General features: G+C 61.0%; 25 protein-coding genes. 17 read left to right on the forward strand and 8 right to left on the reverse strand.

Annotated features, from left to right (window positions below; all coding sequences use genetic code 11):
* The first annotated feature begins 6 nt into the window (after positions 1-6).
* The 3 genes from brnQ (at position 7) to HBR94_RS13620 (ending at position 2,725) form a co-directional block, all read left to right on the forward strand.
* Positions 7-1,320, forward strand: coding sequence for a branched-chain amino acid transport system II carrier protein (brnQ, locus tag HBR94_RS13610; RefSeq protein WP_170044974.1), 1,314 nt, complete (start codon positions 7-9; stop codon positions 1,318-1,320).
* A gap of 266 nt (positions 1,321-1,586) precedes the next feature.
* A complete protein-coding gene (locus tag HBR94_RS13615) occupies positions 1,587-2,327 on the forward strand; it encodes a DUF599 family protein (RefSeq protein ID WP_057958986.1) in 741 nt (246 codons plus the stop codon).
* Positions 2,324-2,725, forward strand: a complete 402-nt coding sequence (locus HBR94_RS13620; protein ID WP_057438866.1) for an MAPEG family protein — start codon at positions 2,324-2,326, stop codon at positions 2,723-2,725. The genes HBR94_RS13615 and HBR94_RS13620 overlap by 4 nt, the downstream gene beginning before the upstream one ends.
* Before the next feature lie 73 nt (positions 2,726-2,798).
* Here the strand turns inward: HBR94_RS13620 and HBR94_RS13625 are convergent, their stop codons facing one another.
* Entirely contained in the window at positions 2,799-3,050 is a 252-nt protein-coding gene (locus HBR94_RS13625; protein WP_029292691.1) for a hypothetical protein, read from the reverse strand.
* A gap of 158 nt (positions 3,051-3,208) precedes the next feature.
* Here HBR94_RS13625 and HBR94_RS13630 point away from each other — a divergent pair, with 158 nt between their 5' ends.
* The 4 genes from HBR94_RS13630 (at position 3,209) to HBR94_RS13645 (ending at position 6,936) form a co-directional block, all read left to right on the forward strand.
* A complete protein-coding gene (locus HBR94_RS13630) occupies positions 3,209-3,685 on the forward strand; it encodes a PaaI family thioesterase (RefSeq protein WP_170044975.1) in 477 nt (158 codons plus the stop codon).
* Positions 3,682-4,146: a PaaI family thioesterase gene (locus HBR94_RS13635; protein WP_057958987.1), complete on the forward strand. Its 465-nt coding sequence runs from the start codon at positions 3,682-3,684 to the stop codon at positions 4,144-4,146. Before HBR94_RS13630 ends, HBR94_RS13635 begins: the two co-directional genes overlap by 4 nt.
* A gap of 89 nt (positions 4,147-4,235) precedes the next feature.
* Positions 4,236-6,140, forward strand: a complete 1,905-nt coding sequence (gene htpG / locus HBR94_RS13640) for a molecular chaperone HtpG (RefSeq protein WP_057438909.1) — start codon at positions 4,236-4,238, stop codon at positions 6,138-6,140.
* Between the two features lie 67 nt (positions 6,141-6,207).
* On the forward strand, positions 6,208-6,936 hold the full coding sequence (locus HBR94_RS13645; protein ID WP_057958988.1) for a dienelactone hydrolase family protein: 729 nt from the start codon (positions 6,208-6,210) through the stop codon (positions 6,934-6,936).
* Positions 6,937-7,029: 93 nt separating this feature from the next.
* Here HBR94_RS13645 and HBR94_RS13650 read toward each other — a convergent pair whose 3' ends face one another.
* Positions 7,030-7,896: a pirin family protein gene (locus tag HBR94_RS13650; RefSeq protein WP_170044976.1), complete on the reverse strand. Its 867-nt coding sequence runs from the start codon at positions 7,894-7,896 to the stop codon at positions 7,030-7,032.
* 64 nt (positions 7,897-7,960) lie between these two features.
* A complete protein-coding gene (locus tag HBR94_RS13655; RefSeq protein ID WP_057438871.1) occupies positions 7,961-8,377 on the reverse strand; it encodes an OsmC family protein in 417 nt (138 codons plus the stop codon).
* A gap of 139 nt (positions 8,378-8,516) precedes the next feature.
* Here HBR94_RS13655 and HBR94_RS13660 point away from each other — a divergent pair, with 139 nt between their 5' ends.
* The 3 genes from HBR94_RS13660 to HBR94_RS13670 all read left to right on the forward strand — a co-directional run bounded on the left by HBR94_RS13660 (position 8,517) and on the right by HBR94_RS13670 (position 11,818).
* A complete protein-coding gene (locus tag HBR94_RS13660) occupies positions 8,517-9,521 on the forward strand; it encodes an amidohydrolase family protein (RefSeq protein ID WP_115127695.1) in 1,005 nt (334 codons plus the stop codon).
* 67 nt (positions 9,522-9,588) lie between these two features.
* Positions 9,589-10,053 carry a DUF3859 domain-containing protein gene (locus HBR94_RS13665; RefSeq protein ID WP_057438872.1) on the forward strand — a complete coding sequence of 155 codons (465 nt, stop codon included), beginning with the start codon at positions 9,589-9,591 and terminating at the stop codon, positions 10,051-10,053.
* Between the two features lie 139 nt (positions 10,054-10,192).
* Positions 10,193-11,818: a methyl-accepting chemotaxis protein gene (locus tag HBR94_RS13670; protein WP_170044977.1), complete on the forward strand. Its 1,626-nt coding sequence runs from the start codon at positions 10,193-10,195 to the stop codon at positions 11,816-11,818.
* Between the two features lie 169 nt (positions 11,819-11,987).
* On the opposite strand, the gene fabB is transcribed toward HBR94_RS13670, so the two are convergent.
* From fabB to HBR94_RS13695, 5 genes are all read right to left on the reverse strand, one after another.
* A complete protein-coding gene (gene fabB, locus HBR94_RS13675; RefSeq protein ID WP_057438874.1) occupies positions 11,988-13,208 on the reverse strand; it encodes a beta-ketoacyl-ACP synthase I in 1,221 nt (406 codons plus the stop codon).
* A gap of 11 nt (positions 13,209-13,219) precedes the next feature.
* Positions 13,220-13,735 carry a 3-hydroxyacyl-[acyl-carrier-protein] dehydratase FabA gene (gene fabA, locus HBR94_RS13680; RefSeq protein WP_057958993.1) on the reverse strand — a complete coding sequence of 172 codons (516 nt, stop codon included), beginning with the start codon at positions 13,733-13,735 and terminating at the stop codon, positions 13,220-13,222.
* Positions 13,736-13,983: 248 nt separating this feature from the next.
* Complete coding sequence (locus HBR94_RS13685; protein WP_170044978.1) at positions 13,984-15,885, reverse strand: ATP-binding protein; 1,902 nt, start codon at positions 15,883-15,885, stop codon at positions 13,984-13,986.
* The gene (locus tag HBR94_RS13690) at positions 15,882-16,814 is read right to left on the reverse strand and encodes an ABC transporter substrate-binding protein (protein WP_262383393.1); all 933 of its coding nucleotides are present in this window, start codon (positions 16,812-16,814) and stop codon (positions 15,882-15,884) included. Before HBR94_RS13690 ends, HBR94_RS13685 begins: the two co-directional genes overlap by 4 nt.
* Position 16,815: 1 nt before the next feature.
* Entirely contained in the window at positions 16,816-18,936 is a 2,121-nt protein-coding gene (locus HBR94_RS13695; RefSeq protein ID WP_057438877.1) for a TonB-dependent receptor, read from the reverse strand.
* 195 nt (positions 18,937-19,131) lie between these two features.
* On the opposite strand from HBR94_RS13695, the gene HBR94_RS13700 reads away from it, so the two are divergent.
* The 7 genes from HBR94_RS13700 (at position 19,132) to HBR94_RS13730 (ending at position 25,096) form a co-directional block, all read left to right on the forward strand.
* A complete protein-coding gene (locus HBR94_RS13700) occupies positions 19,132-20,157 on the forward strand; it encodes an NAD(P)H-dependent glycerol-3-phosphate dehydrogenase (RefSeq protein WP_170044979.1) in 1,026 nt (341 codons plus the stop codon).
* Between the two features lie 10 nt (positions 20,158-20,167).
* Positions 20,168-20,515, forward strand: a complete 348-nt coding sequence (locus HBR94_RS13705; protein WP_057438879.1) for a DUF4389 domain-containing protein — start codon at positions 20,168-20,170, stop codon at positions 20,513-20,515.
* Positions 20,512-20,961 carry a phosphohistidine phosphatase SixA gene (sixA, locus tag HBR94_RS13710; RefSeq protein WP_057438880.1) on the forward strand — a complete coding sequence of 150 codons (450 nt, stop codon included), beginning with the start codon at positions 20,512-20,514 and terminating at the stop codon, positions 20,959-20,961. Before HBR94_RS13705 ends, sixA begins: the two co-directional genes overlap by 4 nt.
* 240 nt (positions 20,962-21,201) lie before the next feature.
* On the forward strand, positions 21,202-22,869 hold the full coding sequence (locus tag HBR94_RS13715; RefSeq protein ID WP_057958999.1) for an AMP-binding protein: 1,668 nt from the start codon (positions 21,202-21,204) through the stop codon (positions 22,867-22,869).
* Between the two features lie 31 nt (positions 22,870-22,900).
* Positions 22,901-23,344: a hotdog fold thioesterase gene (locus HBR94_RS13720; protein ID WP_057438881.1), complete on the forward strand. Its 444-nt coding sequence runs from the start codon at positions 22,901-22,903 to the stop codon at positions 23,342-23,344.
* Between the two features lie 97 nt (positions 23,345-23,441).
* Positions 23,442-24,245, forward strand: coding sequence for an alpha/beta hydrolase (locus HBR94_RS13725; protein ID WP_057438882.1), 804 nt, complete (start codon positions 23,442-23,444; stop codon positions 24,243-24,245).
* The gene (locus HBR94_RS13730) at positions 24,242-25,096 is read left to right on the forward strand and encodes an alpha/beta hydrolase (RefSeq protein ID WP_057438910.1); all 855 of its coding nucleotides are present in this window, start codon (positions 24,242-24,244) and stop codon (positions 25,094-25,096) included. The genes HBR94_RS13725 and HBR94_RS13730 overlap by 4 nt, the downstream gene beginning before the upstream one ends.
* Positions 25,097-25,144 lie beyond the last annotated feature (48 nt).

The following is a 25,144-nucleotide window of genomic DNA, read 5'->3' on the forward strand; positions in this document are numbered from 1 at the left end:
CCTCAAATGAAAGTGTTGAAAGGCCAGGATATCCTGGCGTTGGGCTTTATGACTTTTGCCCTGTTCGTGGGCGCCGGCAACATCATCTTCCCGCCTATCGTTGGTTTGCAGTCCGGGCCGCATGTCTGGATGGCGGCGCTGGGTTTCCTGATCGCCGCAGTCGGTCTGCCGGTGGTTACGGTCATCGCCCTGGCCAAGGTCGGCGGTGGCATGGACGCGTTGAGCAGCCCTATCGGCAAGGTCGCCGGTGGCATCCTGGCTGCCGCGTGCTACCTGGCAGTCGGGCCATTGTTCGCCACCCCGCGTACCGCGACGGTGTCGTTTGAAGTCGGCCTGGCGCCATTGACCGGCGAAAGCCCGCTGGCACTGTTCCTCTACAGCTCGGTGTACTTCCTGCTGGTGTTCTTCATCTCCCTGTACCCAGGGCGCCTGTTGGATACCGTCGGCCGTTTTCTCGCGCCGCTGAAAATCATTGCGCTGGCGGTCCTGGGTATCGCGGCCTTTGCTCTGCCTGCGGGTGATATCGGCGTTGCTACGCCTGAGTACGTCGCCGCACCGTTCTCCCAGGGCTTTATCAATGGTTACCTGACCATGGATACCCTGGGCGCGCTGGTGTTTGGCATCGTGATCGTCAACGCTATCCGCTCCCGTGGTGTCGAGTCGCCGCAGTTGATCACCCGCTACGCGATCATTGCCGGGCTGATTGCCGGCCTGGGCCTGGCGCTGGTGTACATCAGCCTGTTCCGCCTCGGTTCGGGCAGCCATGAAGTGGCCGCCGGTGCAGCCAACGGCGCAGCCGTGTTGCACGCCTATGTTCAACACACCTTTGGCTCCCTGGGCAGCGGTTTCCTCGCGGTGCTGATCTCCCTGGCGTGCCTGGTCACCGCCGTGGGCCTGACCTGTGCCTGCGCCGAGTACTTCAGCCGGGTATTGCCACTGTCCTACAAGACTCTGGTGGTGATCCTTGCTGCGTTTTCGCTGCTGGTGTCTAACCTGGGCCTGACCAAGCTGATCGCGTTCTCGATCCCGGTACTGACCGCCATCTACCCGCCGTGCATCGTGCTGGTGGCGCTGAGCTTCTGCAAAGACTTCTGGCATGAGCATGGCCGCATCCTGGGCCCGGTGATGTTGGTGTCGTTTATCTTTGGCACCATCGACGCCCTTAAGGGTGCGGGGCTGGCGGGTTGGATGCCTGCGCAAATGGCTAACCTGCCATTGAGCGAGCAAGGCCTGGCCTGGCTGGTGCCTTGTGTGATTACCCTGGTGGCTGCATTCGGGGTTGACCGTATGCTCGGCAAGCGCAGCGAAGCCATCGCCTAAAGCGCTCGTCACACGCTGACATCGAAATGCCCCGTATCAAACGATCCGGGGCATTTTTTATGGGCGGTGGGCAGTGCCTTTTTTTGTGGGCTAACGTCGAAAGGGTGATGAATTTTCCAGATCAGGAGCACGGTCAGTGTGGGGGCTGGCCTGCCTACGATGGCGTCCATCCAGTCGGTATCAGGCCGACTGATCCACCGCTTTCGCAGGCAAGCCAGCTTCTACATTGGCCGAGTTAGCCAGCCCCATTTGTTTAGAGGACCCGCATGTCATTTGTCGAAGCCAACCTGATTCACTTGCTTGCTGCACTGTGGTTCGTCATCTGCTGGGGCGGCTACACCCGCTACGCCAGCTGGAAAGCCCGGGACACGGCCTGCCTGGCCAGTGTGCTGCACCTGTATCGCGAAGACTGGATGCGCCGCATGCTCCTGCGCGACAACCGCATCGCCGATGCCAGCGTGATTGGCAACCTGGAACGCAACGCCTCGTTTTTCGCCTCCAGCACCCTGATCATCCTCGCCGGTATCCTTACCGTGCTGGGGGCTTCGGAGCGCGCGGTCTCGCTGCTGGCGGACATTCCCATGGTGCAGCAGGCGTCCCAGGGTATGTCGGAGATCAAGCTGCTGTGCCTGGCTCTGGTGTTTGTCTATGCGTTCTTTACTTTTAGTTGGTGCATGCGCCAGTACAACTTCGCGGCGATCCTGATTGGCTCGGCGCCGATGGTCGGTGAACGCCACGTCTCCGAGCAGGAGCGCAAGGCGTTTGCCTCACGGGCTGCGCGGGTGATTTCGATGGCCGCCAACCAGTTCAACTTCGGCCTGCGTTCCTATTACTTCGGCATGACCATGCTTGCCTGGTTTGTCAGCCCCTGGCTGTTCATGCTGATGAGCAGCGGGGTGGTGCTGGTGTTGTATCGCCGGGAATTTCATTCCGACGTTCTGGAGGTCATGGTCTATACCCCTACAGAGGCACCGATGCCTGAAGCGACCAAGGAGGCAACATCGTGAGTATTCCGTTCTGGTGTGTATTTATCAGTGCACTGCTGATTTTCGTGGCGCGCATGCCCGTGGGCAAGGCCATGAAAGAGCAGGGCGGGTATGACAACCACCTTCCCCGCAGCCAGCAAGCGCAATTGACCGGCTTCGGCGCACGGGCAGTGGCCGCTCATCAAAACAGTTTTGAAGCGTTTATCTTGTTTGCAGTGGGTGTATTGATGGCCCATACCACTCAGACCCAGGGCTACCTGATTGATTGGCTGGCGATCATCTTTGTGATTGCGCGGGTAGTCTATCTTGCGTGCTACTGGGCCGACTTGGCATGGCAGCGCAGCCTGGTGTGGGTGGTGGGGTTACTGTGTTCACTGTTGTTGATGCTTAGTCCGACATTTCGCACTTTGCTGATTTGATAAAAGCTCCGCACAAAGTAAAGCCCGCTATTAAGCGGGCTTTCTTTTGCAACGTGGTATTTAAACCACGGTATCAGGAACCGGTTGCAGGTGTAGCTGGAGCAGCTTCTTTAGCGGCGGCGGCGTCAGATTCAGCTTGGGCTTTGGCGGCTTCGGCGTTTTCTTTTGCAGCGTCGTTCACTTTATCCTGAGCTTCGCTCATTTTTTCTTGAGCTTGTTCAGCATGCTGGTTGGCATCCTGAGCTTTGTCCTCGGATTTTTTATCGCAGGCAGCGAGGCCAAGGGCGGCAGCCAACATCAAGGAAACAGCGAAAGTCTTGCGCATGGGGTGTTTCTCCTTATTGAAGATATCTACTGGCCTTTCGAGCATGGGGTGCACGCATTAGTTCCTTTAATCCCACAGATATATAGGCTGTTTCGCTAAGGAACTTTCTTCCGGGGTATTTGTTTCGCCGGATCACTACTAATAAGAGTCTTTATCCAATGACCGATAGCCCCCTTTTAGAGCGTGCTGTACGTTTTGTTTCGGCCCTGCGTCACTGTCAGGTCCTGGGCATCCAAGTACATGATGCGAGCCCCCAGGGCATGACTTTGCTCTTGCCCTATAGCGCGCAGATTGTCGGTGACCCGCAAACCGGGATTATCCATGGCGGCGCCCTGACCTCCCTGATGGACACGGCCTGTGGCATGGCCACTCTGTGTGTGCTTCCGGAGTTTGAGGTCTGCCCGACCCTGGATCTGCGTATCGACTACATGCACCCGGCCGAGCCGCACAAGGCGGTGTTCGGCTTTGCCCAATGCTATCGGGTGACCACCGATGTGATTTTCACCCGTGGCTTCGCTTATCAGGATGACCCCCAGCAGCCGATTGCCCATGTGGTGGGCACGTTCATGCGCATGGGCAAACGCCTGAAGGGCACCAAAGGACTGGGCAGCAGCATCAAGGGAGAACAGGCATGACCCATCAATTCAAGACCCGCATGCAACAGGCCCATCACCGGGGCGACTATAAGGCGCTGCTCGAACTGATCCCCTACGCCAGGCTGATCGGTGTTGAATGCACGCGCCTGGGGGATGAGTTGCTGTTTCGCATGCCGGCCAACAAGGACAATATTGGTAACCCGATATTGCCGGCCATCCATGGCGGTGTGATCGCAGGCTTTATGGAGCTGTCGGCAGCCTTTCATCTATGGGTGGCCACGGGCACCCCAGGGGTTGAAAAAGGCTTGCCCAAGATCGTCGATTTTTCCCTGGATTACCTGCGGGCCGGGCAGTTTCGCGACACCTTTGCCACCTGCCAGGTGTGGCGCCAGGGACGGCGGGTGGCCAATGTGGCAATCACTGCCTGGCAAAGCACCCCGGCCGAACCTATCGCGACCGCTCGCGCGCATTTCAAGATTCAGGAGCAGGCCCGCCCTTGAAATCCTGGTCTTAGCCCCCAACTTTGATGACAACCCGCCGCTAACCCTTTCGGGTGCGGCCACTGCCATCCAATTGGAGTTTGATGACCATGAGTGTGGAAACTCAAAAGGAAACCCTGGGCTTCCAGACCGAGGTGAAGCAGCTGCTGCACCTCATGATCCATTCGCTGTATTCCAACAAGGAAATCTTCCTTCGCGAATTGATCTCGAACGCCTCTGACGCTGTCGACAAATTACGTTTCGAAGCCCTGTCCAAGCCTGAGTTGCTGGAAGGTGGCGCGGAACTGAAAATCCGTGTGAGCTTCGACAAGGACGCCAAGACCGTCACCCTCGAAGACAACGGCATCGGCATGAGCCGTGAAGATGCGATTACCCATTTGGGCACTATCGCCAAATCCGGCACCGCCGATTTCATGAAGAACCTGTCGGGCGACCAGAAGAAAGATTCGCACCTGATCGGCCAGTTCGGCGTGGGCTTCTACTCGGCCTTTATCGTCGCCGACAAAGTTGAAGTGTTCAGCCGCCGCGCCGGCCTCGACGCCAGCGAAGGCGTGCACTGGGCCTCCAAGGGCGAGGGCGAATTCGAAATCGCCACCGTCGACAAGGCCGACCGCGGTACCCGCATCGTGCTGCACCTCAAGTCCGGTGAAGATGAATTCGCCGATGGCTGGCGCCTGCGCAATATCATCAAGAAGTACTCCGACCATATCGCGCTGCCGATCGAACTGCCGAAAGAACAAGCGGCGGCCGAAGGCGAGGAGGCTCCAGCCCAGGAATGGGAAGTGGTCAACCGCGCCAGCGCCCTGTGGACCCGTCCGCGTACCGAGGTCAAGGACGAGGAATACCAGGAGTTCTACAAGCACATCGCCCACGACTACGAGAACCCACTGAGCTGGAGCCACAACAAGGTCGAAGGCAAGCTGGAATACAGCTCGCTGCTCTACGTACCGGCCCGTGCTCCGTTCGACCTGTACCAGCGTGAAGCGCCCAAAGGCCTGAAGCTCTACGTGCAGCGCGTGTTCGTGATGGATCAGGCGGAATCCTTCCTGCCGCTGTACCTGCGCTTTATCAAGGGCGTGGTCGACTCCAACGACCTGTCGCTGAACGTGTCGCGGGAAATCCTGCAGAAAGACCCGATCATCGACTCCATGAAGTCGGCGCTGACCAAGCGTGTACTCGACATGCTGGAAAAACTGGCGAAGAACGAGCCTGAGCAGTACAAGGGCTTCTGGAAAAACTTCGGCCAGGTCATGAAAGAAGGCCCGGCTGAAGATTTCGCCAACAAGGAAAAAATCGCCGGCCTGCTGCGTTTTGCCTCGACTCAAGGCGAAGACGGCGAGCAGGTGGTGTCTCTGGCCGAGTACCTGGCTCGCGCCAAGGAAGGTCAGGACAAGATTTATTACCTGACCGGCGAAACCTACGCCCAGGTCAAGAACAGCCCGCACCTGGAAGTCTTCCGCAAGAAAGGCATCGAAGTGCTGCTGCTCACCGACCGTATCGACGAGTGGCTGATGAGCTACCTCAGCGACTTCGACGGCAAGAGCTTTGTCGATGTGGCCCGTGGTGACCTGGACCTGGGTAACCTGGATTCGGAAGAGGACAAAAAAGCCGCTGAAGAAGTGGCCAAGTCCAAAGAAGGCCTGGTTGAACGCATCAAGACCGCCCTGGGCGATGCTGTCAGCGAAGTGCGGGTTTCCCACCGTCTGACCGACTCCCCGGCGATCCTGGCCATTGGCGAGCAGGACCTGGGCATGCAAATGCGCCAGATCCTGGAAGCCAGCGGGCAGAAGGTGCCGGATTCCAAGCCGATCTTCGAATTCAACCCGGCTCACCCGCTGATCGAGAAACTCGACGGCGAGCAGAGTGAAGAGCGCTTTGGCGACCTGTCGCACATCCTCTTCGACCAGGCGGCCCTGGCCGCAGGGGACAGCTTGAAAGACCCGGCCGCCTACGTGCGCCGACTGAACAAGCTGTTGGTTGAACTGTCGGTTTAACAACGCTGCAAGAAAACCCCGCTTCGGCGGGGTTTTTCGTTTTCATGGATATCAACCGGAGAAAATGATGAGCCAAGTCACCGTGCGTTCCGTGGTCTATCAGATTGATGGCCAGTCTTATGAAAGCCGCCTGGCCTTCGATGCCAGCCACCAGGGCCCACTGCCGGGCCTGTTGATGGCGCCGAACTGGATGGGGGTCAGCGCAGGCGCCGAAGAGATCGCCAAGGCCGTGGCCGGCAAGGGCTATGTGGTGTTGATCGCCGATCTATACGGGCAACAGGTGCGCCCGTCGAACGGTGATGAAGCTGGCGCGGCAATGATGCCGTTGAAGAATGACCGTGGGCTGCTCAACAAGCGCATGCAGGCGGCCCTTGAACAACTGCAAGGCCAGGCCGAAGCGGCTGTCGATACCTCGAAGCTGGCGACCTTTGGCTTCTGCTTTGGCGGTTGCTGCTCTCTGGAGCTGGCGCGTACCGGCGCGCCGCTGAAGGCGGCGGTGTCGTTCCATGGCACCCTCGACACGCCCAACCCGGCAGACGCGAAGAACATCAAGGGTTCGGTGCTGGTGCTGCATGGCGCTTCTGACCCGTTGGTGCCCAAAGAGCAGTTGCCTGCCTTTGAAGACGAGATGAACGCGGCCGGGGTGGATTGGCAATTGCTGAGCTACGGTGGCGCGGTGCATTCGTTCACTGACCCGCAGGCGAATGTGCCGGGCAAGATGATGTACGACGCCAAGACCGCTGGGCGAGCGTTCCAGGCGATGCATAATTTGTTGGATGAAGTGTTCAAGGGCTGAATATTTAGCGCCTGAGTTGGCCCCATCGCGGGCAAGCCCGCTCCCACATGTTGGAGGGCATTCCAAGTGTGAGGGCGGGCTTGCCCGCGATAGCTATCTCAGAGGCAGCTCAATTCTCCCTGCCTCGCCCAGCACTGTCGGCCAATCCCCGGCCGCCCAGCGCTGGCGAGCCTGTTCGATCAATGCCGGGTCACTGGCGACAAAATTCCAGTTGATCCGCCGTGGCCCATCCAGTGGCGCACCGCCGAAGACCACCAGATGGCAGTCGGTCTCGGCAAACAGCGCCATGCTCTGGCCCGCCGGCAGCACCACCAGGCTATGGGGTTCCACGGGTTCGCCCTCGAGCTGCGCATCACCTTCCAGCACATACACTGCCCGCTCCACATGCTCATCCGGAATCAGCAGGGTGGTGGCGGTTTGCATGTGGACTTCGGCATACAGCGTCGGTGACAGCACTGGCACCGGTGATTCCAGGCAAAAGCCACTGCCGGCGATCATGCGGATCACCACCCCGAGGTTGTCACTGACCGGCAAACTGGCGGCAGGGTGATGGCTGTAATGCCCCGGCCCTTGCTCGTGTGCCTTGGGTGAGGCCAGCCACACTTGCAGGCCATGCAGATCGAACCCCTTGGCCTTGAGCGCGTCGGGCGTGCGTTCGACGTGGGCAATGGCGCTGCCGGCGGTCATCCAGCTGACGTCACCGGCCTGTACCACTTGATCGGAGCCGAGGCTGTCCTTGTGCAGGAGTTCGCCTTCAAACAGGTAGGTGAGGGTGGACAAGCCAATATGCGGATGCTGGCGGATATTCATGCCGTTGCCAGGGGCATAGCGGGTCTGGAGCATATGGTCGAAAAACACGAAGGGCCCGACGCTACGGCATTCCCGCGAGGGCAGCGGGCGCAGGATGGGCTGGCCTTCGACATCTTCGGCGCGCGGGCGGATCACAGTCACGGTGGTCATGGAGCATCCCTGTCTGAGCGGGTTTGTAGGGCTTGAGCATAACCCGCCAGGCAGGGAATCGGTGTTACTGGCTGAACGCACCTTCGGCGAGTTTGGTCTCGATGCTGATCTCGGCGGTGGTCATCAGTTTATGCACCGGGCATTTGTCGGCCACGCGATGCAGCTCGGTGCGTTGCTCATCGGTGAGCACGCCCTTGAGGGTCAGCTTGACGTTGAGCTTGTACTTGCCCTTTTGCTCCTCGGTGCTGTCGTGGGTGACTTCCACGGTCACGCCGGTCAGGGGGATGTCCTTTTTCTGCGCATACAGCTTGACGGTCAGGGCCTTGCATGAGGCCAGCGCGGCGTCGAAGTAATCGTGGGGCGAGGGCGCCGAGTCGTCGCCACCCAGGCTCTTGGGCAGGTCGGTAAACAGCTCATGGTTATTGATGTTGACGCTATGGCGAAAGTTCTCGGTGTTCAGCGTATTAACGATAACAGGCATGGTAAACCTCACAGGGTGGCAGGATGAAGATCATGCAGTTATAGAGCATGCTGGCACCTGAGTGTTCCGTATTTTTATCAGCTGAACCCCGGCAGGCCGCCGCTGGTCTACCTGACTAATCCCTTATTGAGGTTGTATCGTGCCCTGGACCCGCCTGAGTCTTGCCCTGTTGCTCGCCGCCAGCAGCCTTACCGTACAAGCCCGCGACTATGCCTACAGCGACGCGCACCTGCATTACGTCGACTTCTTCCAGGAGACGGCCGGCATGGACAAGCTGCTCAAGGCCATGGCCGATAATCGCATCGAGCATGTGATGATTTCCGGCGTCCCGGTTGCGAAGAAGTGGCACGAAGACGAACCCAAGCGCCCACGCTATTACGCCGGAGATGACGCGGATGCCTACTGGTACAGCGCCACCGATGTAATCGTCGCCGCAGCCGTCAGCAAGCTGGCCCCCGAGCAGCGCCAGCATTTCCACCCGTTCCTCAGCGGCTTCAACCCCAACGACAAGAACTCCGAGGCGCATATCCAGCGCATGCTCGACCTGTATCCGGGGCTGTGGCAGGGCATTGGCGAAGTCTTCACCCGCCACGATGACCTGACTGCGCTGACCTCCGGTGACACACCTCGGGCCAATAACGAGGCCATGACGCGGATCTATCACCTGGCCGCCGAGAATGACCTGCCGGTGCTGGTGCACTCCAACATCACCTCCAAGCGCGAGCGCAACCCCTTGTACCTGGCGGAGATCGAAGGGCCACTGCGTAATCATCCGCATACCCGGTTTATCTGGGCCCATGCCGGCACCAGCATGGAGATCCACCGGCACCAGACGCAGCTGGACTTCCTGTTGCCGACCCTGAGCCGCATGCTGGAGGCTTATCCCAACCTGTACATCGACCTGTCCTGGAGCGTGCTCACCCCTTATTTACTGGACGAGGCGGGAAAGCCCCGTCCGCAATGGCTGGCGCTGGTAGAGCGCTTCCCGGAGCGCTTTATGCTGGGGTCTGATGTAGTAGGGCGGTTCAACAAGTTGGGTAAGGAGATGCGCAGCTTCAATCCCTTCCTCGATGCCTTGCCTGAAGACGTTGCGCGAAAAGTCGCACGGGACAATTTCCTGGCGATTTTGCCCAAGGCGCGTTGATCGGGTTTGTCATCGTCCCGTCATACCGGTGTCATAAGCTCCCGCCATCTCACTCAAGGAGCCCACTATGCACCTCACCCGTTTAAGCGCCCTGGCGGCATTGATGATGATCAGCGGCCTGGCCAGTGCCGAAGTCCGTATCGAAGGCCCGGTGGAATTCGGCGTATTCGAAGGCCCGAAAGCCGAGCTGCAATCGGGCGAGCGCGTGTTGCGCCGTAGCAACGAGCAGATCCAGGCCACCACCGTAGTGCCGGCCAAGCTGGGGACCAAGTTTGGCCTGCGTTACCAGTTGCTCGGCAAGGTGGCCGAAGACACGCCGCTGACCTTGCTCTACTTCACCCCAGGCATTCGCACGGCTGATGGCCAGCGGCATGACAAGTTCGAAGTGACCCAGAAACTGGTGCCCGGTGCGCCTCAGGACGTGATGGCCTACGAGTTCACCGAAAGCCACGAAGTGGTGCCGGGCGAGTGGCGGTTCATGGTGTTCCAGGGTGATCGCCTGCTGACCCAGAAGAGCTTTACTGTGCGCTGAATCGCTACACTAATAGACTCAGTAGATAAAGGCGTTTTGATATCGCGTTTTCGTCTTACGCAAAAAGCCGAAGACGCCGATACCTTTCAAGAGCAACTCGCTGCAGGTGGATGCAGCGCTCTTGAAAGGAATCAGCGCAATGAGTATCAGAAGTCTCAATATCGCTCCGCGTGCAGGCTTGGGTTTTGGATTGTTGGCGTTGATGGTGTTTGTGCTGGGCGGGTTCGCCTTGCTGCAAATGGCCAATATGCGCGAGCAGTCCGACCAGGTGGAAACCAACTGGCTGCCCAGTGTGATGGCGGCCGGTGAAATGAGTCAGGATCTGCTGCGCATACGCGCTTTGACCCTGCGCCTGCTGGTCAATCGCGACCCTCAGGCGGTGGCGCAGAATGAGCAAAAAATCCTCGAAATCAAAAAGCAGTTGCACACCGCGCAGTTGCTGTATGAAGCGTTGATTGTGCTGCCCGAGGACCAGGTACTGTTCGACCGCTTCAAGGTTGAGCAGCAACAGTACCTGCAACGCCAGGAGCAGGTCATGGCGTTGTCCCGGCAGAACCAGTTGGAAGATGCGGTCAAGGTGGTCAATGGCGAGATGAATCATCTGGCCGATACCATGGCCGGTACCCTGGGCGAACTGGTCACTCTCAACAAGGTCAGCGCCAATCAGGCGGCGGCACTGGCCCAGCAAGTGTTCAGTCAATCCCGAATAGGGGTGATTGGCATGATTGCCCTGACTGCGCTGATTACCATCGGCCTGGCCGTGTTGTTGACCCGCAGTATCGTGTCGCCACTGGCGCAGTCGCTGAGGGTCGCCCAAGGGGTGGCCAGCGGCGACTTGACCGGCGAGATCACCGTCAGCGGCAAGGACGAGCCAGCGCGCCTGCAGCAGGCGCTCAAGAGCATGCAGGAAAACCTGCGCGAGACCATCCAGCGTATTTCCCAGTCCTCCAGCCAACTGGCGTCCGCTTCCGAGGAACTCAGTTCGGTCACCGAAGACGCCACCCGTGGCCTGCACCAGCAAAGCCAGGAAATCGAACAGGCCGCCACGGCGGTCAACCAGATGACGGCGGCGGTGGAGGAGGTGGCCAGTAACGCGGTAGCTACCTCACAGGCCTCGCGCGAATCCGATCGTATTGCCCAGCACGGGCGCGAACAGGTACACCAGACGGTGCTGTCGATTGAGTCCCTGGCCGACGACGTGACCGCCAATGCCACCCAGGTCGAGGACTTGGCGCAGAAGGTGTACGGCATCAGCAAGGTATTGGATGTGATCCGCTCCATTGCCGAGCAGACCAATCTGCTGGCGTTGAATGCGGCGATCGAGGCGGCGCGGGCCGGCGAGGCCGGGCGTGGTTTTGCGGTGGTCGCCGATGAAGTGCGGGCCTTGGCCCATCGCACCCAGCAATCGACCCAGGAAATCGAGCAGATGATCGGCGGGATTCAGCAGGGTACCGATCAGGCGGTCAGTTCCATGCAGCAAAGTAATGGCCGGGCGCGTGCGACCCTGGAGATTGCCAAGTCTGCGGGCACGGCGTTGGAGGAGATTGCCTCGGCGTTTACCCTGATCAACGAGCGCAACCTGGTGATTGCCAGCGCCTCGGAGCAGCAGGCAGCGGTGGCGCGGGAGGTGGATCGCAACCTGATGAACATCCGCGACCTGTCGATGCAGACGTCGGCAGGGGCGAATCAAACCAGTGCGGCGAGCCAGGAGTTATCGCGCTTGGCGGTGGATCTGAACACCATGGTGGCGCGGTTTTCGGTGTAGGGCTGAAGGTCGCCATCGCAGGCAAGCCCATACCCGACCGAGTTGGAATGCGATCAATGTGGGAGCTGGCTTGCCTGCGATGAAAGCGACGCGGTCTAAAGTTAACCCCACCCCATAAAAAACGCCCCGAACCAGTCGGGGCGTTTTCATAAGCACAACCTGCGGGGTATTACTTACCCTGCCAGCGCTTGAGCACCAGGGTGGCATTGGTGCCACCGAAGCCGAAGCTGTTGCTCATGACCGTGTTGATGGTGGCATCTTCACGGGTCTTGGTCAGGATCGGCATATCGGCAACGGCTGGGTCCAGCTCGTCGATGTTGGCGGAGCCGGCCATGAAGTTGCCTTCCATCATCAGCAGGCAGTAGATCGCTTCGTGAACGCCTGCGGCGCCCAGGGAGTGACCCGACAGGCTCTTGGTGGAGCTGATGGCCGGAGCCTTGTCGCCGAATACCGCACGCACGCCTTCCATTTCCTTGGCATCGCCCACCGGAGTGGAGGTGCCATGGGTGTTCAGGTAGTCGATTGGGGTATCAACGGTGGCCATGGCCATCTGCATGCAGCGGATGGCACCTTCGCCGCTTGGCGCGACCATGTCATAGCCGTCGGAAGTCGCGCCGTAGCCGACGATTTCCGCGTAGATCTTCGCGCCACGGGCCAGAGCGTGTTCCAGCTCCTCGACCACCACCATGCCGCCACCGCCGGCGATGACGAAACCGTCACGCTTGGCGTCGTAGGCACGGGAGGCTTTTTCCGGGGTTTCGTTGTACTGGGTGGACAGTGCACCCATGGCGTCGAACAGGAACGATTGGCTCCAGTGCTCTTCTTCACCGCCACCGGCGAACACGATGTCCTGCTTGCCCAACTGGATCTGCTCGACCGCAGTGCCAATGCAGTGAGCACTGGTGGCGCAGGCGGAGGAGATCGAGTAGTTCACGCCCTTGATCTGGAAGGGCGTGGCCAGGCACGCGGAAACGGTGCTGCCCATGGTCCGCGTGACGCGGTACGGGCCAACGCGCTTGACGCCTTTCTCGCGCAGGATGTCCAGCGCTTCCATCTGGTTCAAGGTCGACGCGCCGCCGGAGCCGGCGATCAGGCCGGTGCGGACGTTGGACACCTGGTCGTCGCTCAGGCCGGAGTCGGCAATCGCGTCTTTCATGGCCAGGTAGGCATAAGCTGCGGCATGGCCAACGAAGCGATAGATCTTGCGATCAATCAGTTCTTCGAGGGGAAGGTCGATGGAGCCGGAAACCTGGCTACGCAGACCCATTTCGGCATATTCCGGGTTGAAGCGGATGCCAGGGCGACTTGCACGCAGGTTAGCGGAGACGGTCTCTTTGTCATTGCCCAGGCACGAAACGATGCCCAGACCAGTGATAACGACGCGGCGCATGCGGATAACCCTTAAAAGTTGTCAGTGGAAGTGAACACGCCGACGCGAAGGCCTTCGGCGGTATAGATCTCGCGACCGTCGACGCTCACCGAACCATCGGCGATGGCCAGGTTCAGCTTGCCCTTGAGGACGCGCTTGATTTGAATGTTATAGGTGACTTTCTTGGCGGTCGGCAGGACCTGGCCAAAGAACTTCACTTCGCCCGAACCCAGGGCACGACCGCGGCCTGGCAGGCCTTGCCAGCCGAGGAAAAAGCCGACCAGCTGCCACATGGCATCAAGGCCCAGGCAGCCCGGCATCACCGGGTCACCTTCGAAATGGCAGGCGAAGAACCACAGGTCCGGGGTGATATCCAGCTCGGCGACCAATTCACCTTTGCCGTACTTGCCACCCTCTTCGCTGATAAGGGTGATGCGATCCACCATCAGCATGTTGGGGGCGGGCAGTTGCGCGTTACCTGGGCCGAACAGCTCACCGCGACTGCAGCGCAGCAGGTCTTCCCGGGTAAAGGCGTTTTGTTTGGTCATGCGAGCTCCTCAATAATCCCATGCGGCAGGGCCGGGTAAATCTTCCCGACCGACTGAAGCGTGCTTGCCTCACGTCGGCAGCCTACAGGTAGACTATTGCGTTGTAGTGAAAGTCACAGCATCAAGGACATGAATGTACACTTGTGCACTGAAATTTTAAACCGGACTCATTTATAGGCCCGCTCGGGTGCCTAAGACTGCCGCACTTTCGTCTTTCACGCCAGTCGCAGTTGGCTGATGCTGCCCATCTAATGCACCCAGCGCTGTAGGATTTGCTGCAAATCCGTGCGTTTGAACGGCTTGGCCAGGTAATCGTTCATTCCGGCGGCCAGGCAGGCTTCGCGATCACCCTGTAACGCATTGGCCGTCAGGGCAATGATCGGCAGGTCGGTGCAGCCGGGCAATTGGCGGATCTGGCGGGTGGCGTCATAACCGTCGATCACCGGCAGCCGGCAATCCATCAGGATCGCGGTGAAGATCAGGCTTTCGGCACTGCGGATCGCTTCGGCGCCGTCGGTGGCGACGCTCACCTCAAACCCCAGGCTACGCAGCATGGCTTGCACCACGGTGCGGTTGACCGGGTTGTCCTCCACCAGCAACACATGGCGGCCTTCACCGGCGCCGGCTTTGTGCTGCGCGTCCGGAGCAATCTGCGGCAGGCTCTGCTGGCAGATCGCCAGGGGAATTTCCAGGGTAAACACCGATCCCAGGCCTTCCTCGCTCTGGGCGCGCAAGGTGCCACCCATGCGCTCGGCCAGGGTCCGGGCAATCGGCAGGCCCAGGCCGGTGCCGCCGTAACGCCTGGAGATAGAGCTGTCCGCCTGTTGAAAGGCGTCGAACATCAGTTCCAGGCGCTCGGCCGAAATACCAATCCCGGTGTCGCGCACGGTGCAGGTGAACCACAGCAGTTCGTGGTCCAGGGTCTGCCAGTTCGGCTCGACGCTGACCGTGCCTTGTTCGGTGAATTTCAGCGCATTACCGATCAGGTTCACCAGGATCTGCCGGATCCGCGTCGGGTCGCCCTGCACGCGCAGCGCTTCCATGCCCGGCGGGATCGGCAACTCCAGGACCAGCCCGCGCTGTATGGCGCTGTGCTGGAAGGCCTGGGCGCAGCTGTTGATCAGGTCCACCAGGTTGAACGGAATATGCTCAAGCTCCAGGGCCGAGCGTTCGATACGCGAGAAATCGAGAATATCGTTGATGACTTTGAGCAAGTGTTCGGTGGACTCCGAGGCCAGCGCGGCGTACTCGGTCTGCTCGTCGGTCATGGCGGTGGTTTCGAGCAGTTGCAGCATGCCCAGTACGCCATTCATCGGCGTGCGCAGTTCATGGCTCATCATCGCCAGGAAGTCGGATTTGGCGCTGTTGGCGCGCTCGGCTTCCTCACGCGTCTGGATCAACTGGGCCATGGCCTGCTGCTGTTCGCGACTGGCATGGTGCAGGCCTTCGGCAAGGTTGTTGATATGCCGTGACAGGTCGCCCAACTCGGAGTCGTCGACAATCGGCAGCGGGGTCTTGTAATCACCCTGCTGGATTGCCTTGACCGCATGGCCCATGGCGCTGATCGGTTGCGACAGGCTGGAGGCCAGGCGGCGCGCCAGGAGGAAGGTGAACAGTAGGGCAAACAGCGCGAGGATCCCGGCCTTGAAGAGGATTTCCTGTTGGCGCTGGCTGAAGGCGTCATTGGACATGCCGACAATCACCCGCCCCAGATAGTCGGCCCGTGGCGCCTTGGGTTGCGCGGTGCTGTCCTGGAAAAAATCGTTGCCCAGCTGGATATGCTGCAGGCGAATCGGCGCCTGGAAGACTTTCACCGACAGCGAACGGTCATGCTTTTCCGACGGCTGCTCGACATACACCAGGATGTTTTCCGCGCTGTCCTGGATTTCCAGGAAACGCACATGGGGCGTGGCCAGCGTCGCCCGCAGCAGGCTGTCGAGCACGTCATTGTTGCCGGAGATCACCCCGTACTCGGTGGCCGGGGCCAACTGGTTGGCGATCAGTTGGCCGGTGTGGTCCAGTTCCTGGCGCAAGTCCTGGATCCGCACGAAGGTAAAGAAGCTGATCAGTAGCAGCGTCAGTAACAGGGCCGGGCCCAGGGTGATGATCTGGGTGCGGGTGTTGATATCCCAGCGGCGAACCAAGGTCATGGGTGTTTTTCCCCTTCGGCCAATCGGGTTGCGACGGTGGTCTCGTCCACCACTTCGATCCCCAGCGAGCGCGCCACTTGCGGGTTGCCCACGACTTTAAAGTGTTCCGGGTACAGCGAGCGCGGCCAGGCGGCCGGCGCGTGATCGAGCAGGCGGTCAAGCACATTCAACCAGTCGGCCTGATCGCTGTAGGTACTGGCCAGACTGCCCGCCCGCACGAAGCCGGCATTGGGACCGATCAGTGGCAGTTGTCTGGCGTAGCTGCTCAACAGCAGGTTTTTCACGGTTTTCGGGTTGTACAGTTGGGGATCATCCAGCCCCAGCAATACATCGCTGCTTTTAAACAGGCTGAGCAGCGGGCGGCTGTCATTAATGTTGTCCCAGTGCTGGGCGACGATTTCCAGGTCCAGAGCTGCGGCATGCTGGCGCAGTTCCGGCAGCAGGAATTCGCTGTCGCTACCGTACAGCACGCCAATGCGCCGGGCCTGGGGCAGGATATTGGCGATCAGGCGCAGCTGCCGGTCCAGGGGCGGATCGCTCCACAGCAGGCTGATCTTGCCGGGCACATGGCTGCCCAGGCGCTCGCGGGCTTGCAGGCGACTGATGCGCAGCACCAGGGTGGCCGGGCCCTGGGGGGCCTGCAGGCGCCAGTCGAGGCTCGGCAGATCCAGCAGGATCAGGCGGGTGCTGGTCGGTAATTGGCCGGGGGCGGGCATGTCTTGCAGGGCCTTGAAGGTGACGCTATCGGCGGGGCGCTGTTCGCGCAGGGCCTGGGTGAATGCCTGCACGCCGGGTCCATCCTCGGCGGCGGTCAGTAGGATTTCGGCGCTCCACGCGGGCACGGCCAATGCCAGGCTGACGAGCAGCAGGCAGCGGCGCCAGAACCTGGCGCCGAAGAGGGCGGTCATCCTTGACTGGGCAGGGTTCATGTCAGAACTCTAACTCCGCGCTGAAGTAGAGGACATGGCGCTGGTCGTAGTTATTGTCGACATGGGTAGTGGGCTGGCGGTCGAGGCGTTGTTGCAGCATGCCGGCCAGCTCCAGGTTGGCCTTGCCCAGGGCGATGCGTTTGGCGACCCGCATATCGACCCGTTCAAAGCGATATTGGTTGAGTGCGTCGTTGCCATAATAGAACAGCGCGCTGGACCAGCCTTGCCCCCACTCGCGCATCCAGCCGGCCGAGCCGCTGTTTCGCGCAGTCTGTTGCCGGTCCAGCGCGTTGCTGGCGTGGGCATCCACGTAAGCATAGGTCAGGCGCAGGCGGTCGGCGGCACTCAGGTGCCAGTCCAGCTGGGTTTCGGTGCCGGTAAACCGCGAGCTGTTACTGTTGCTGGCGATGTACTGGTTATTGCGCAGGGGCTCGCTGATCATGCCGGTGATTTCGTCATAGAACAGCTTGATGTCGAGGTTCAGCCCGAAATCCGCAAAAAAGCCGTTATAGCCCAGTTCCCGGGAGCGCATCAGTTCCTTGTCGAGGTTGCCCGGGCCCCGGGTCTTGACGAAATACTGGCCGGAGTTCTGCCCGTAGGTGGGGGAACTGAGGTTGGTGACCTTATAGCTCCAATTGACGTTGTTCTCGAACATGTCCGGCGAGCGGATGGCTTCGGAGTACACCGCCCGCAGCCCGTGGCGCGGGTTGATCAGGTAGTTGATCGCGACCCTGGGCGTCAGCGAGCTATCGCTCAGTTGGGTGTTTTCATACATCGCCCCGCCCTGCAACAGCCAGTGTTCGCTGGCGCGCCATTCGAGGTGGCCGAACAGGCGCCAGGTGGTGTCGTCCAGCCGGCCATTGAAGTAGGTGTCGGAGTCGGCGCGGTCGTAGCGGTAATTCATGCCGCTGACCAGGCGCAGGCTGTCGGACAGGCTCAGGGTGTCCTGCACTTCCAGGTCGTAGCGGCTTTCCTTGGTGCTTTGGTCGATATTGCCGCAGACACTTTCCTTGCCGCCGTTATTCCACTGTTTCAGGACTTCTTCGGCCAATGCCTGCTCGGCAGGGGAGCCGGGTGGTGGGCTGCCGTTTTCAAAATCCTTTATGTGCCGCGCCAACTTTTCAGCGTAGTTGGGGTTCATTTGCCACAGTTGCGTCAACTGCGGGCTGAACGAGACCTTGGCATCACAGGCTTTCCAGATCTGCCGGCGATCCCATTGCTGCGCCGAGCCCTGGATATACAGGCTGTGGTCGGGATTGAAATCGAAGTTCCAGCGCAGGGAGGCGGCGTAGTCCTTGGCGCTGACGTCGGAATCGGTACCGCCATCGGTAATCCCGGCAAATACCGGCTTGTAGGTGTATGGCCGCTGGTTGGTCCCTTCCTTGGCGTTGATCTGCCAGTCGATGCTTTGCTGCTGGTCGAGGGTCTGGCTGACCTTCAGGCTGAAGCGGCTCAGGCGCCGGCTGTCGCGGTAGTCGGCACCCACGCGGTTGCTGTCAAAGCCGTCATCCTGCTGCCCGGACAGCGACAGCCGCAGGTTGCCGGTGTCCCAGCCCAGGCCCTGGCTGGCATACCAATCGTTGATCCCGCGCTCGCCCCGGATCATTTTCATCCGAGTGCCCTGGCTGTTGGCCGGCGAGCGGGTGAGGATATTGACCACCGCCATCAGCGCATTGGCGCCGTAGCTGACGGTATTGGGCCCACGGAACACCTCGATCCGCTCGATATCCTCCATGGCCACCGGAATATCGCTCCAGTCCACCGTGGCCAGGCCGGCGCGGTACACCGAGCGGCCGTCGATCAGCACCTGCATGCGCCGCGCTTCGCTGGCGTTGGTGCCGTGATAGTTGACGGCAGCCTGGTTGCCCGAGGTGTAGCCCACCATCATCCCCGGCACCAGGCGCAGCAACTCGGCGATATCCCGAGCGCCGCTGGCCTTGATCAGTTCGCTGTCGATCACCGTCATGCTGCCAGGTACCGCGGCGGCCGACTGCTTGAGTCGGGTCGCCGTCAGGACCTGGGGCAGTGGCTGGTTGTCGAGGAACAGATCGTCGGCCAGCAACGGCGTGCTGACCAATAGCGCCAGAAACAGAGATGAACGAGGAGGAGGGCCCAAATACACGGCACGGCCTTGATAATTGCGGATAGCCGCCCATGTTAACTGAGGCGGGCGCTTTTGCCAGTCGGCACCATCGCAATTACTGTGGTCTATTCGGCCATTTTCCGACAAATGCGGAAAACACAGAAGGGCTGGTCGCCGTCTGGCCGGCCCGTATAATGCCGCCATCGCCACTGCTTATGGATTAACGGATTGCATATGACTGAAAAGCGCCCAATTGCGGTCCTGGGAGGCGGAAGTTTTGGTACCGCCGTGGCTAATCTGCTGGCCGAAAACGGCCATCAGGTGCGCCAGTGGATGCGCGATCCCGAACAGGCCGAGGCCATCCGGGTCAACCGCGAAAACCCCCGTTACCTCAAGGGCATCAAGATTCACGCTGCGGTCACACCGGTCACGGACCTGCAGGCCACCCTGGATGACTGCGACCTGTGCTTCGTTGCGCTGCCCTCCAGTGCCCTGCGCTCGGTGCTGGCGCCCCATGCCGAGCGGCTGGCGGGCAAGATGCTGGTCAGCTTGACCAAAGGTATCGAGGCCCAGACCTTCAAGCTGATGAGCGAAATCCTCGAAGAAATCGCGCCCCAGGCGCGCATTGGTGTGCTCTCCGGGCCGAACCTGGCGCGGGAAGTGGCCGAACATGCCTTGACCGCGACGGTGGTCGCCAGTGAAGACGAGGCCTTGTGCGAACAGGTGCAGGCCGTGCTGCATGGCCGTACCTTCCGTGTCTATGCCAGTGCTGACCGCTTTGGCGTAGAACTGGGCGGCGCGTTGAAAAACGTCTACGCCATCATCGCCGGCATGGCGGTGGCCCTGGGCATGGGGGAAAACACCAAGAGCATGCTGATTACCCGTGCCCTGGCGGAAATGACCCGCTTTGCGGTCAACCAGGGCGCCAACCCCATGACCTTCCTCGGCCTGGCCGGGGTGGGCGACTTGATCGTCACCTGTTCGTCACCGAAAAGCCGCAACTATCAGGTCGGTTTCGCCCTGGGCCAGGGCCTGAGCCTGGAAGATGCCGTCACCCGCCTGGGTGAAGTGGCCGAAGGGGTCAATACTCTCAAAGTACTGAAGGCCAAGGCCCAGGAAACCGGGGTCTATATGCCGTTGGTCGCCGGCCTGCACGCGATCCTGTTCGAAGGGCGCACCTTGAACCAGGTCATCGAGTTGCTGATGCGTGCCGAGCCCAAGACTGATGTCGACTTTATTTCCACCAGTGGTTTCAACTGAGGAACCCGCGATGAACGATCCGAAAGCAGCACCCAAGTATGAATCCATTGCCCTGCGCATCCTGTGGATGCTGGTGTTTGCCCTGGTCTGGCAAGTAGCGCAGTTCATCCTCGGGGCGTTGGTGGTGGTGCAATTGATCTACCGCCTGATCTACGGCGCACCGAACCTGGGCCTGATGAACTTTGGCGACAGCCTCAGCCAGTTCCTCGCGCAGATTGGCCGTTTTGGCAGTTTCCACAGTGAGCAGAAACCCTGGCCCTTTGCTGATTGGCCAACCCCGCGCGCCCCGGAAGGCGAAGCCGCCCACAGCGTGCCGCCAGCCCCGCACCCGGTGCGCGATGAGGAGCCCAAGCTATGAAGCTGTGGGTGTTGCGCCACGGTGAAGCCGAGTCCCATGCACCCAGCGATGCCCAGCGCAACCTGACCGAGCGTGGCCGCGAAGAAGTGCTGCACAGCGCCGCACACCTGATCGGCCAGCCCATCAGCGCGATCATCGCCAGCCCTTATGTGCGGGCGCAACAGACTGCCCAGTTGGTGCGCGAGGCGTTGGGGTTTGTGCCAGAAATCCGCACCGTGTCGTGGCTGACGCCGGACGGCAACCCCCTGCAAGTGCTGGAAAAACTCGACACCGATGACAATGTGCTGCTGGTCAGCCATCAGCCTTTGGTGGGCAACCTGATCAGCTTTTTGCAGCACGGGCACCAGCGCCAGCCGCAACCGATGCACACCGCCAGCCTGGCGGAGCTGGAAGGGGACTTCCCGCTGGCGGGGCTGATGAGCCTCAACAGCGTGAAAAACCCCTGATTTTTAAGGCACAACACAATCAACTGTGGGAGCGGGCTTGCTCGCGAATGCGGTGCATCAGTCAATGAATGTATTGGCTGACACTCCGCATTCGCGAGCAAGCCCGCTCCCACACAAGCCCTTTCCCACAGTTTGATTGCGTTCTGCCCGCAAGCGACTTGCAGTGCTCCTGTGTGCATGGAATAGTCCACCAAGCAAGTGCTTGGTTGGCTACCATCGGAACACACAGGAGCGCGTCCCATGTCTGTCGCTTTTCGTTTGCCGCTGCAGGTCTTCTTTGAACGTGAGGCGCGCCATCCGCGCCAGCGCTTCCTGGTCCAGCCCACGGGTGGCGGCGAGGTGCAGACCCTTACCTGGGGCGAGGTCGGCCACCAGGCCCGTTGCGCCGCCCATTGGCTGCGGGCACGGGAGTTGCCCCAGGGCTCGCACATTGCCCTGATCTCGAAAAACTGCGCGCACTGGATTATCGCCGACCTGGCGATCTGGATGGCCGGGCATGTCTCGGTGCCGCTGTACCCCAACCTCACCGCCGATTCCGTGGCCCACGTGCTGGAGCACTCCGAGGCGGCGTTGGTGTTTATCGGCAAGCTCGACGACTGGCCGGCCATGGCCCCAGGCATCAAGGCCGGGCTTGCGACCATCAGCCTGCCGCTGTGCCCTGAGGGCCCGTTCGACTTCACTTGGGCCGACCTGCAGGCCTGCTCACCGATCCAGGATGACCCGGCGCCGGCTGCCACTGACCTGGCCACCATCATTTACACCTCCGGCACTACCGGCCTGCCCAAAGGCGTGATGCACACCTTCGGCGCCCTGGCGTTTGCGGCAACCCGAGGCACCGAGCTGTTCGGCCTGGGGGAGGGCGACCGGCTGCTGTCCTACCTGCCGCTGTGCCATGTGGCCGAGCGCATGTTTGTCGAGATGGCTGCGATCTACACCGGGCAAACGGTGTTTTTTGCCGAAAGCCTCGACACCTTCCTCACCGACCTGCAACGCGCCCGGCCCACGGCCTTGTTTGGCGTGCCACGGATCTGGACCAAGTTCCAGATGGGGGTGTACGGCAAAATCCCGGAAAAACGCCTGGAGCTGCTATTGCGCCTGCCATTTATCGGCAAGCGCGTCGGGCGCAAGGTGCTCGCCGGGCTTGGCCTGGACGCCGTGCGGGTGGCCCTGTCCGGCGCGGCGCCGGTGCCTGAGGCGTTGCTACGCTGGTACCTGCGCCTGGGCCTGGATGTGCTGGAGGTGTATGGCATGACCGAAAGCTGTGGTTATTCCCATGTCTGTCGCCCCGGCCAGCAGAAGATTGGCTGGATCGGCCTGCCGTGCCCGGACGTGGAGGTGCGCATTGACCCGGCCGGTGAAGTCCAGGTGCGCAGCGGCGCGACCATGCTCGGTTACTTCAAGGACCCGCAGAAGACTGCCGAGACCCTCACCGAAGACGGCTTCCTGCGTACCGGCGACAAGGGCGAGCAGGATGCCGAAGGCCGCCTGCGCCTGACCGGGCGGCTCAAGGAGATCTTCAAGACCAGCAAGGGCAAGTACGTCGCCCCGGCCCCCATCGAAAACCGCCTGGCGGAGCACGGGCGTATTGAACAGGTGTGTGTGGTGGGTGATGGCCTGAGCGCGCCGATGGGTTTGTGCGTGCTGTCTGCAGTGGGCCAGCAGGAGGCCGCCGGCGAGGCCCGGCAATCTTTGCATGGCAGCCTGGAGCGCCTGCTGGAAGAGGTCAACCAGGTGCTGGATAAACATGAGCGCTTGCGTCAACTGGTGGTGGTGAAAGACAGTTGGGCCGTGGAAAACGGCTTTCTGACACCGACCCTGAAGATCAAGCGCAACGTGATCGAGTCAACCTACGGCCCACAGTTCCAGGCCTGGAGCGCACGTTCCGAGGCAGTGCTGTGGCAGGATTGAGCACCCAAATAAAATCAACAAGGACACTGCAATGAGCCTGTGGCGCACCCTCCCCAATATCGAGCAACTCAATGCCATCCAGAAAAACACCATTGGTGAAGTGCTGGATATCCGTTTCGAGACCTTCGACGACCAGTCCCTGACCGCCAGCATGGTGATCGACCACCGCACCCATCAACCCTATGGCTTGCTGCACGGTGGGGCCTCGGTGGTGTTGGCCGAAACGGTCGGCTCCATGGCCAGCTACCTGTGCATCGACGCCAGCAAGTTCTATTGCGTGGGCCTGGAAATCAACGCCAACCACCTGCGTGGCCTGCGTTCCGGGCGGGTAACGGCGGTGGCCCGGGCGATCCATATCGGGCGCACCACCCATGTCTGGGACATCCGCCTGACCAGTGACGAGGGCAAGGCCAGTTGTGTGTCGCGCCTGACCATGGCCGTGGTGCCCCTGGGCGAGAACCCGCCGGCGCGATAGGTGTGGCGTGAGTGTCATCATTCCTGGCAGTTACAGTCATTGCTGTAGCGGCCAGGCGTGAGGACAATCGAATTCTGTTTTGGATGATGGGTTGGTTATGTCGCAACATGTGTTTTTCACTCATGCCAATGGCTTTCCTTCGGCGACCTACGGCAAATTGTTCGATGCCCTGGCCCCGGAGTACGCGGTGGCGCACCTGTCGCAGCACGGCCACGACCCGCGGTTTCCGGTGGATGACAATTGGCAGAACCTGGTGGACGAACTGATCCACCACCTGGAGCAGCAGCCGGAGCCGGTGTGGGGCGTCGGCCACTCATTGGGCGGGGTGCTGCATTTGCACGCGGCCCTGCGTTGCCCGCAGTTGTATCGCGGGGTGGTGATGCTCGACTCGCCGGTGCTGACCCTGGCCGACCGCTGGGTGATCCGCGCGGCCAAGCGTTTTGGCCTGATCGACCGCCTGACCCCGGCTGGCCGCACCCTGGGCCGGCGCGAAGAGTTCAGCGACCTGGACGCCGCGCGTCAGTATTTTTCCGGCAAGACACTGTTTCGCGGGTTTGACCCGGACTGCCTGGAGGCCTACCTGCAACATGGTCTGCACCAGGTCGGCGATCGCCTGCGCCTGCGGTTCGACCCGGCCACGGAAATCAGCATTTATCGGGGCGTGCCACACACCAGCCCCGGCCAGACCCGCCAATTGAAAGTGCCACTGGCCGTAGTACGCGGCCGGCAGAGCCGGGTGGTGATGCGCCATCACGCCAGCGGCGTCGCACGCCTGCCCATGGGCGAGATGCTGACCATGCCCGGCGGCCACATGTTTCCCCTTGAGCGGCCGCAGGACACGGCGACCCTGATCAAGAACCTGTTTACCCGTTGGGAAGCCCGCGAGCGCAGTTGCGCATGACCACGCCTGTCGAAGAGGTGCGCCTGAGCCTGCCGCACATTGAGCTGGCGGCCCATCTGTTCGGCCCGGAAGACGGCCTGCCGGTGATCGCCCTGCATGGCTGGCTGGACAACGCCAACAGCTTTGCGCGCCTGGCGCCCAAGCTGCAGGGTTTGCGCATTGTCGCCCTGGACATGGCCGGCCACGGCCACTCGGCCCACCGCCCGGCTGGGGCAGGGTACGCCTTGTGGGATTACGTGTTTGATGTGCTGCAAGTGGCCGAACAGCTGGGCTGGAAACGTTTTGCATTACTTGGCCACTCCCTGGGGGCAGTCGTTTCCACGGTGCTGGCCGGGGCCATGCCGGAGCGCGTGACGCACTTGGCATTGATCGACGGCGTGATCCCGCCGACCGCCACCGGCGAGGACCCCGCCGAGCGCCTGGGCATGGCCCTGCAGGCGCAAATCAACCTGCAGGACAAACGCAAACCGGTGTACGGCACCCTCGACCGGGCGGTGGAAGCGCGAATGAAAGGCGTGGTGGCCGTCAGCCGTGAAGCCGCGGAACTCCTGGCCCAGCGCGGCTTGATGCCAGTGCCGGGCGGCTACACCTGGCGCAGTGACAGCCGCCTGACCCTGGCCTCGCCAATACGCCTGACGGAAGAACAGGCCATGGCCTTTGTGCGTCGAGTGGCGTGCCCTGCACAGTTGGTGGTCGCGCAAGAAGGCATGCTGGCCAAACATCCCGAGCTGCTTGCGCAGGTGCCGTTCACTGTCACCACCCTTGCAGGTGGCCATCATTTGCACCTGAATGACGAGTCGGGAGCGGTTCTTGTTGCAGACTGTTTCAATCGGTTCTTCACCGCGCCTTGACTTGGCGGGGGCAACTGTCGAGGCTGGGCGGATTGAAAGGGAGTCAAC

The sequence above is a fragment of the Pseudomonas sp. WS 5412 genome (assembly GCF_012985615.1).
GTDB classification, from domain to species: domain Bacteria; phylum Pseudomonadota; class Gammaproteobacteria; order Pseudomonadales; family Pseudomonadaceae; genus Aquipseudomonas; species Aquipseudomonas shahriarae.

Bases quoted from the DNA above. Each gene is read 5' to 3' on its own strand.
- fabA (WP_057958993.1), bottom strand. From the start codon at position 13,735: ATGACCAAACAAAACGCCTTTACCCGGGAAGACCTGCTGCGCTGCAGT.
- HBR94_RS13625 (WP_029292691.1), bottom strand. From the start codon at position 3,050: ATGCGCAAGACTTTCGCTGTTTCCTTGATGTTGGCTGCCGCCCTTGGC.
- HBR94_RS13670 (WP_170044977.1), top strand. From the start codon at position 10,193: ATGAGTATCAGAAGTCTCAATATCGCTCCGCGTGCAGGCTTGGGTTTT.
- HBR94_RS13730 (WP_057438910.1), top strand. From the start codon at position 24,242: ATGACCACGCCTGTCGAAGAGGTGCGCCTGAGCCTGCCGCACATTGAG.
- HBR94_RS13655 (WP_057438871.1), bottom strand. From the start codon at position 8,377: ATGCCTGTTATCGTTAATACGCTGAACACCGAGAACTTTCGCCATAGC.
- HBR94_RS13630 (WP_170044975.1), top strand. From the start codon at position 3,209: ATGACCGATAGCCCCCTTTTAGAGCGTGCTGTACGTTTTGTTTCGGCC.
- fabB (WP_057438874.1), bottom strand. From the start codon at position 13,208: ATGCGCCGCGTCGTTATCACTGGTCTGGGCATCGTTTCGTGCCTGGGC.
- HBR94_RS13685 (WP_170044978.1), bottom strand. From the start codon at position 15,885: ATGACCTTGGTTCGCCGCTGGGATATCAACACCCGCACCCAGATCATC.
- HBR94_RS13665 (WP_057438872.1), top strand. From the start codon at position 9,589: ATGCACCTCACCCGTTTAAGCGCCCTGGCGGCATTGATGATGATCAGC.
- sixA (WP_057438880.1), top strand. From the start codon at position 20,512: ATGAAGCTGTGGGTGTTGCGCCACGGTGAAGCCGAGTCCCATGCACCC.
- brnQ (WP_170044974.1), top strand. From the start codon at position 7: ATGAAAGTGTTGAAAGGCCAGGATATCCTGGCGTTGGGCTTTATGACT.
- HBR94_RS13700 (WP_170044979.1), top strand. From the start codon at position 19,132: ATGACTGAAAAGCGCCCAATTGCGGTCCTGGGAGGCGGAAGTTTTGGT.
- HBR94_RS13690 (WP_262383393.1), bottom strand. From the start codon at position 16,814: ATGAACCCTGCCCAGTCAAGGATGACCGCCCTCTTCGGCGCCAGGTTC.
- HBR94_RS13650 (WP_170044976.1), bottom strand. From the start codon at position 7,896: ATGACCACCGTGACTGTGATCCGCCCGCGCGCCGAAGATGTCGAAGGC.
- HBR94_RS13725 (WP_057438882.1), top strand. From the start codon at position 23,442: ATGTCGCAACATGTGTTTTTCACTCATGCCAATGGCTTTCCTTCGGCG.
- HBR94_RS13645 (WP_057958988.1), top strand. From the start codon at position 6,208: ATGAGCCAAGTCACCGTGCGTTCCGTGGTCTATCAGATTGATGGCCAG.
- HBR94_RS13715 (WP_057958999.1), top strand. From the start codon at position 21,202: ATGTCTGTCGCTTTTCGTTTGCCGCTGCAGGTCTTCTTTGAACGTGAG.
- HBR94_RS13720 (WP_057438881.1), top strand. From the start codon at position 22,901: ATGAGCCTGTGGCGCACCCTCCCCAATATCGAGCAACTCAATGCCATC.
- HBR94_RS13705 (WP_057438879.1), top strand. From the start codon at position 20,168: ATGAACGATCCGAAAGCAGCACCCAAGTATGAATCCATTGCCCTGCGC.
- htpG (WP_057438909.1), top strand. From the start codon at position 4,236: ATGAGTGTGGAAACTCAAAAGGAAACCCTGGGCTTCCAGACCGAGGTG.
- HBR94_RS13635 (WP_057958987.1), top strand. From the start codon at position 3,682: ATGACCCATCAATTCAAGACCCGCATGCAACAGGCCCATCACCGGGGC.
- HBR94_RS13615 (WP_057958986.1), top strand. From the start codon at position 1,587: ATGTCATTTGTCGAAGCCAACCTGATTCACTTGCTTGCTGCACTGTGG.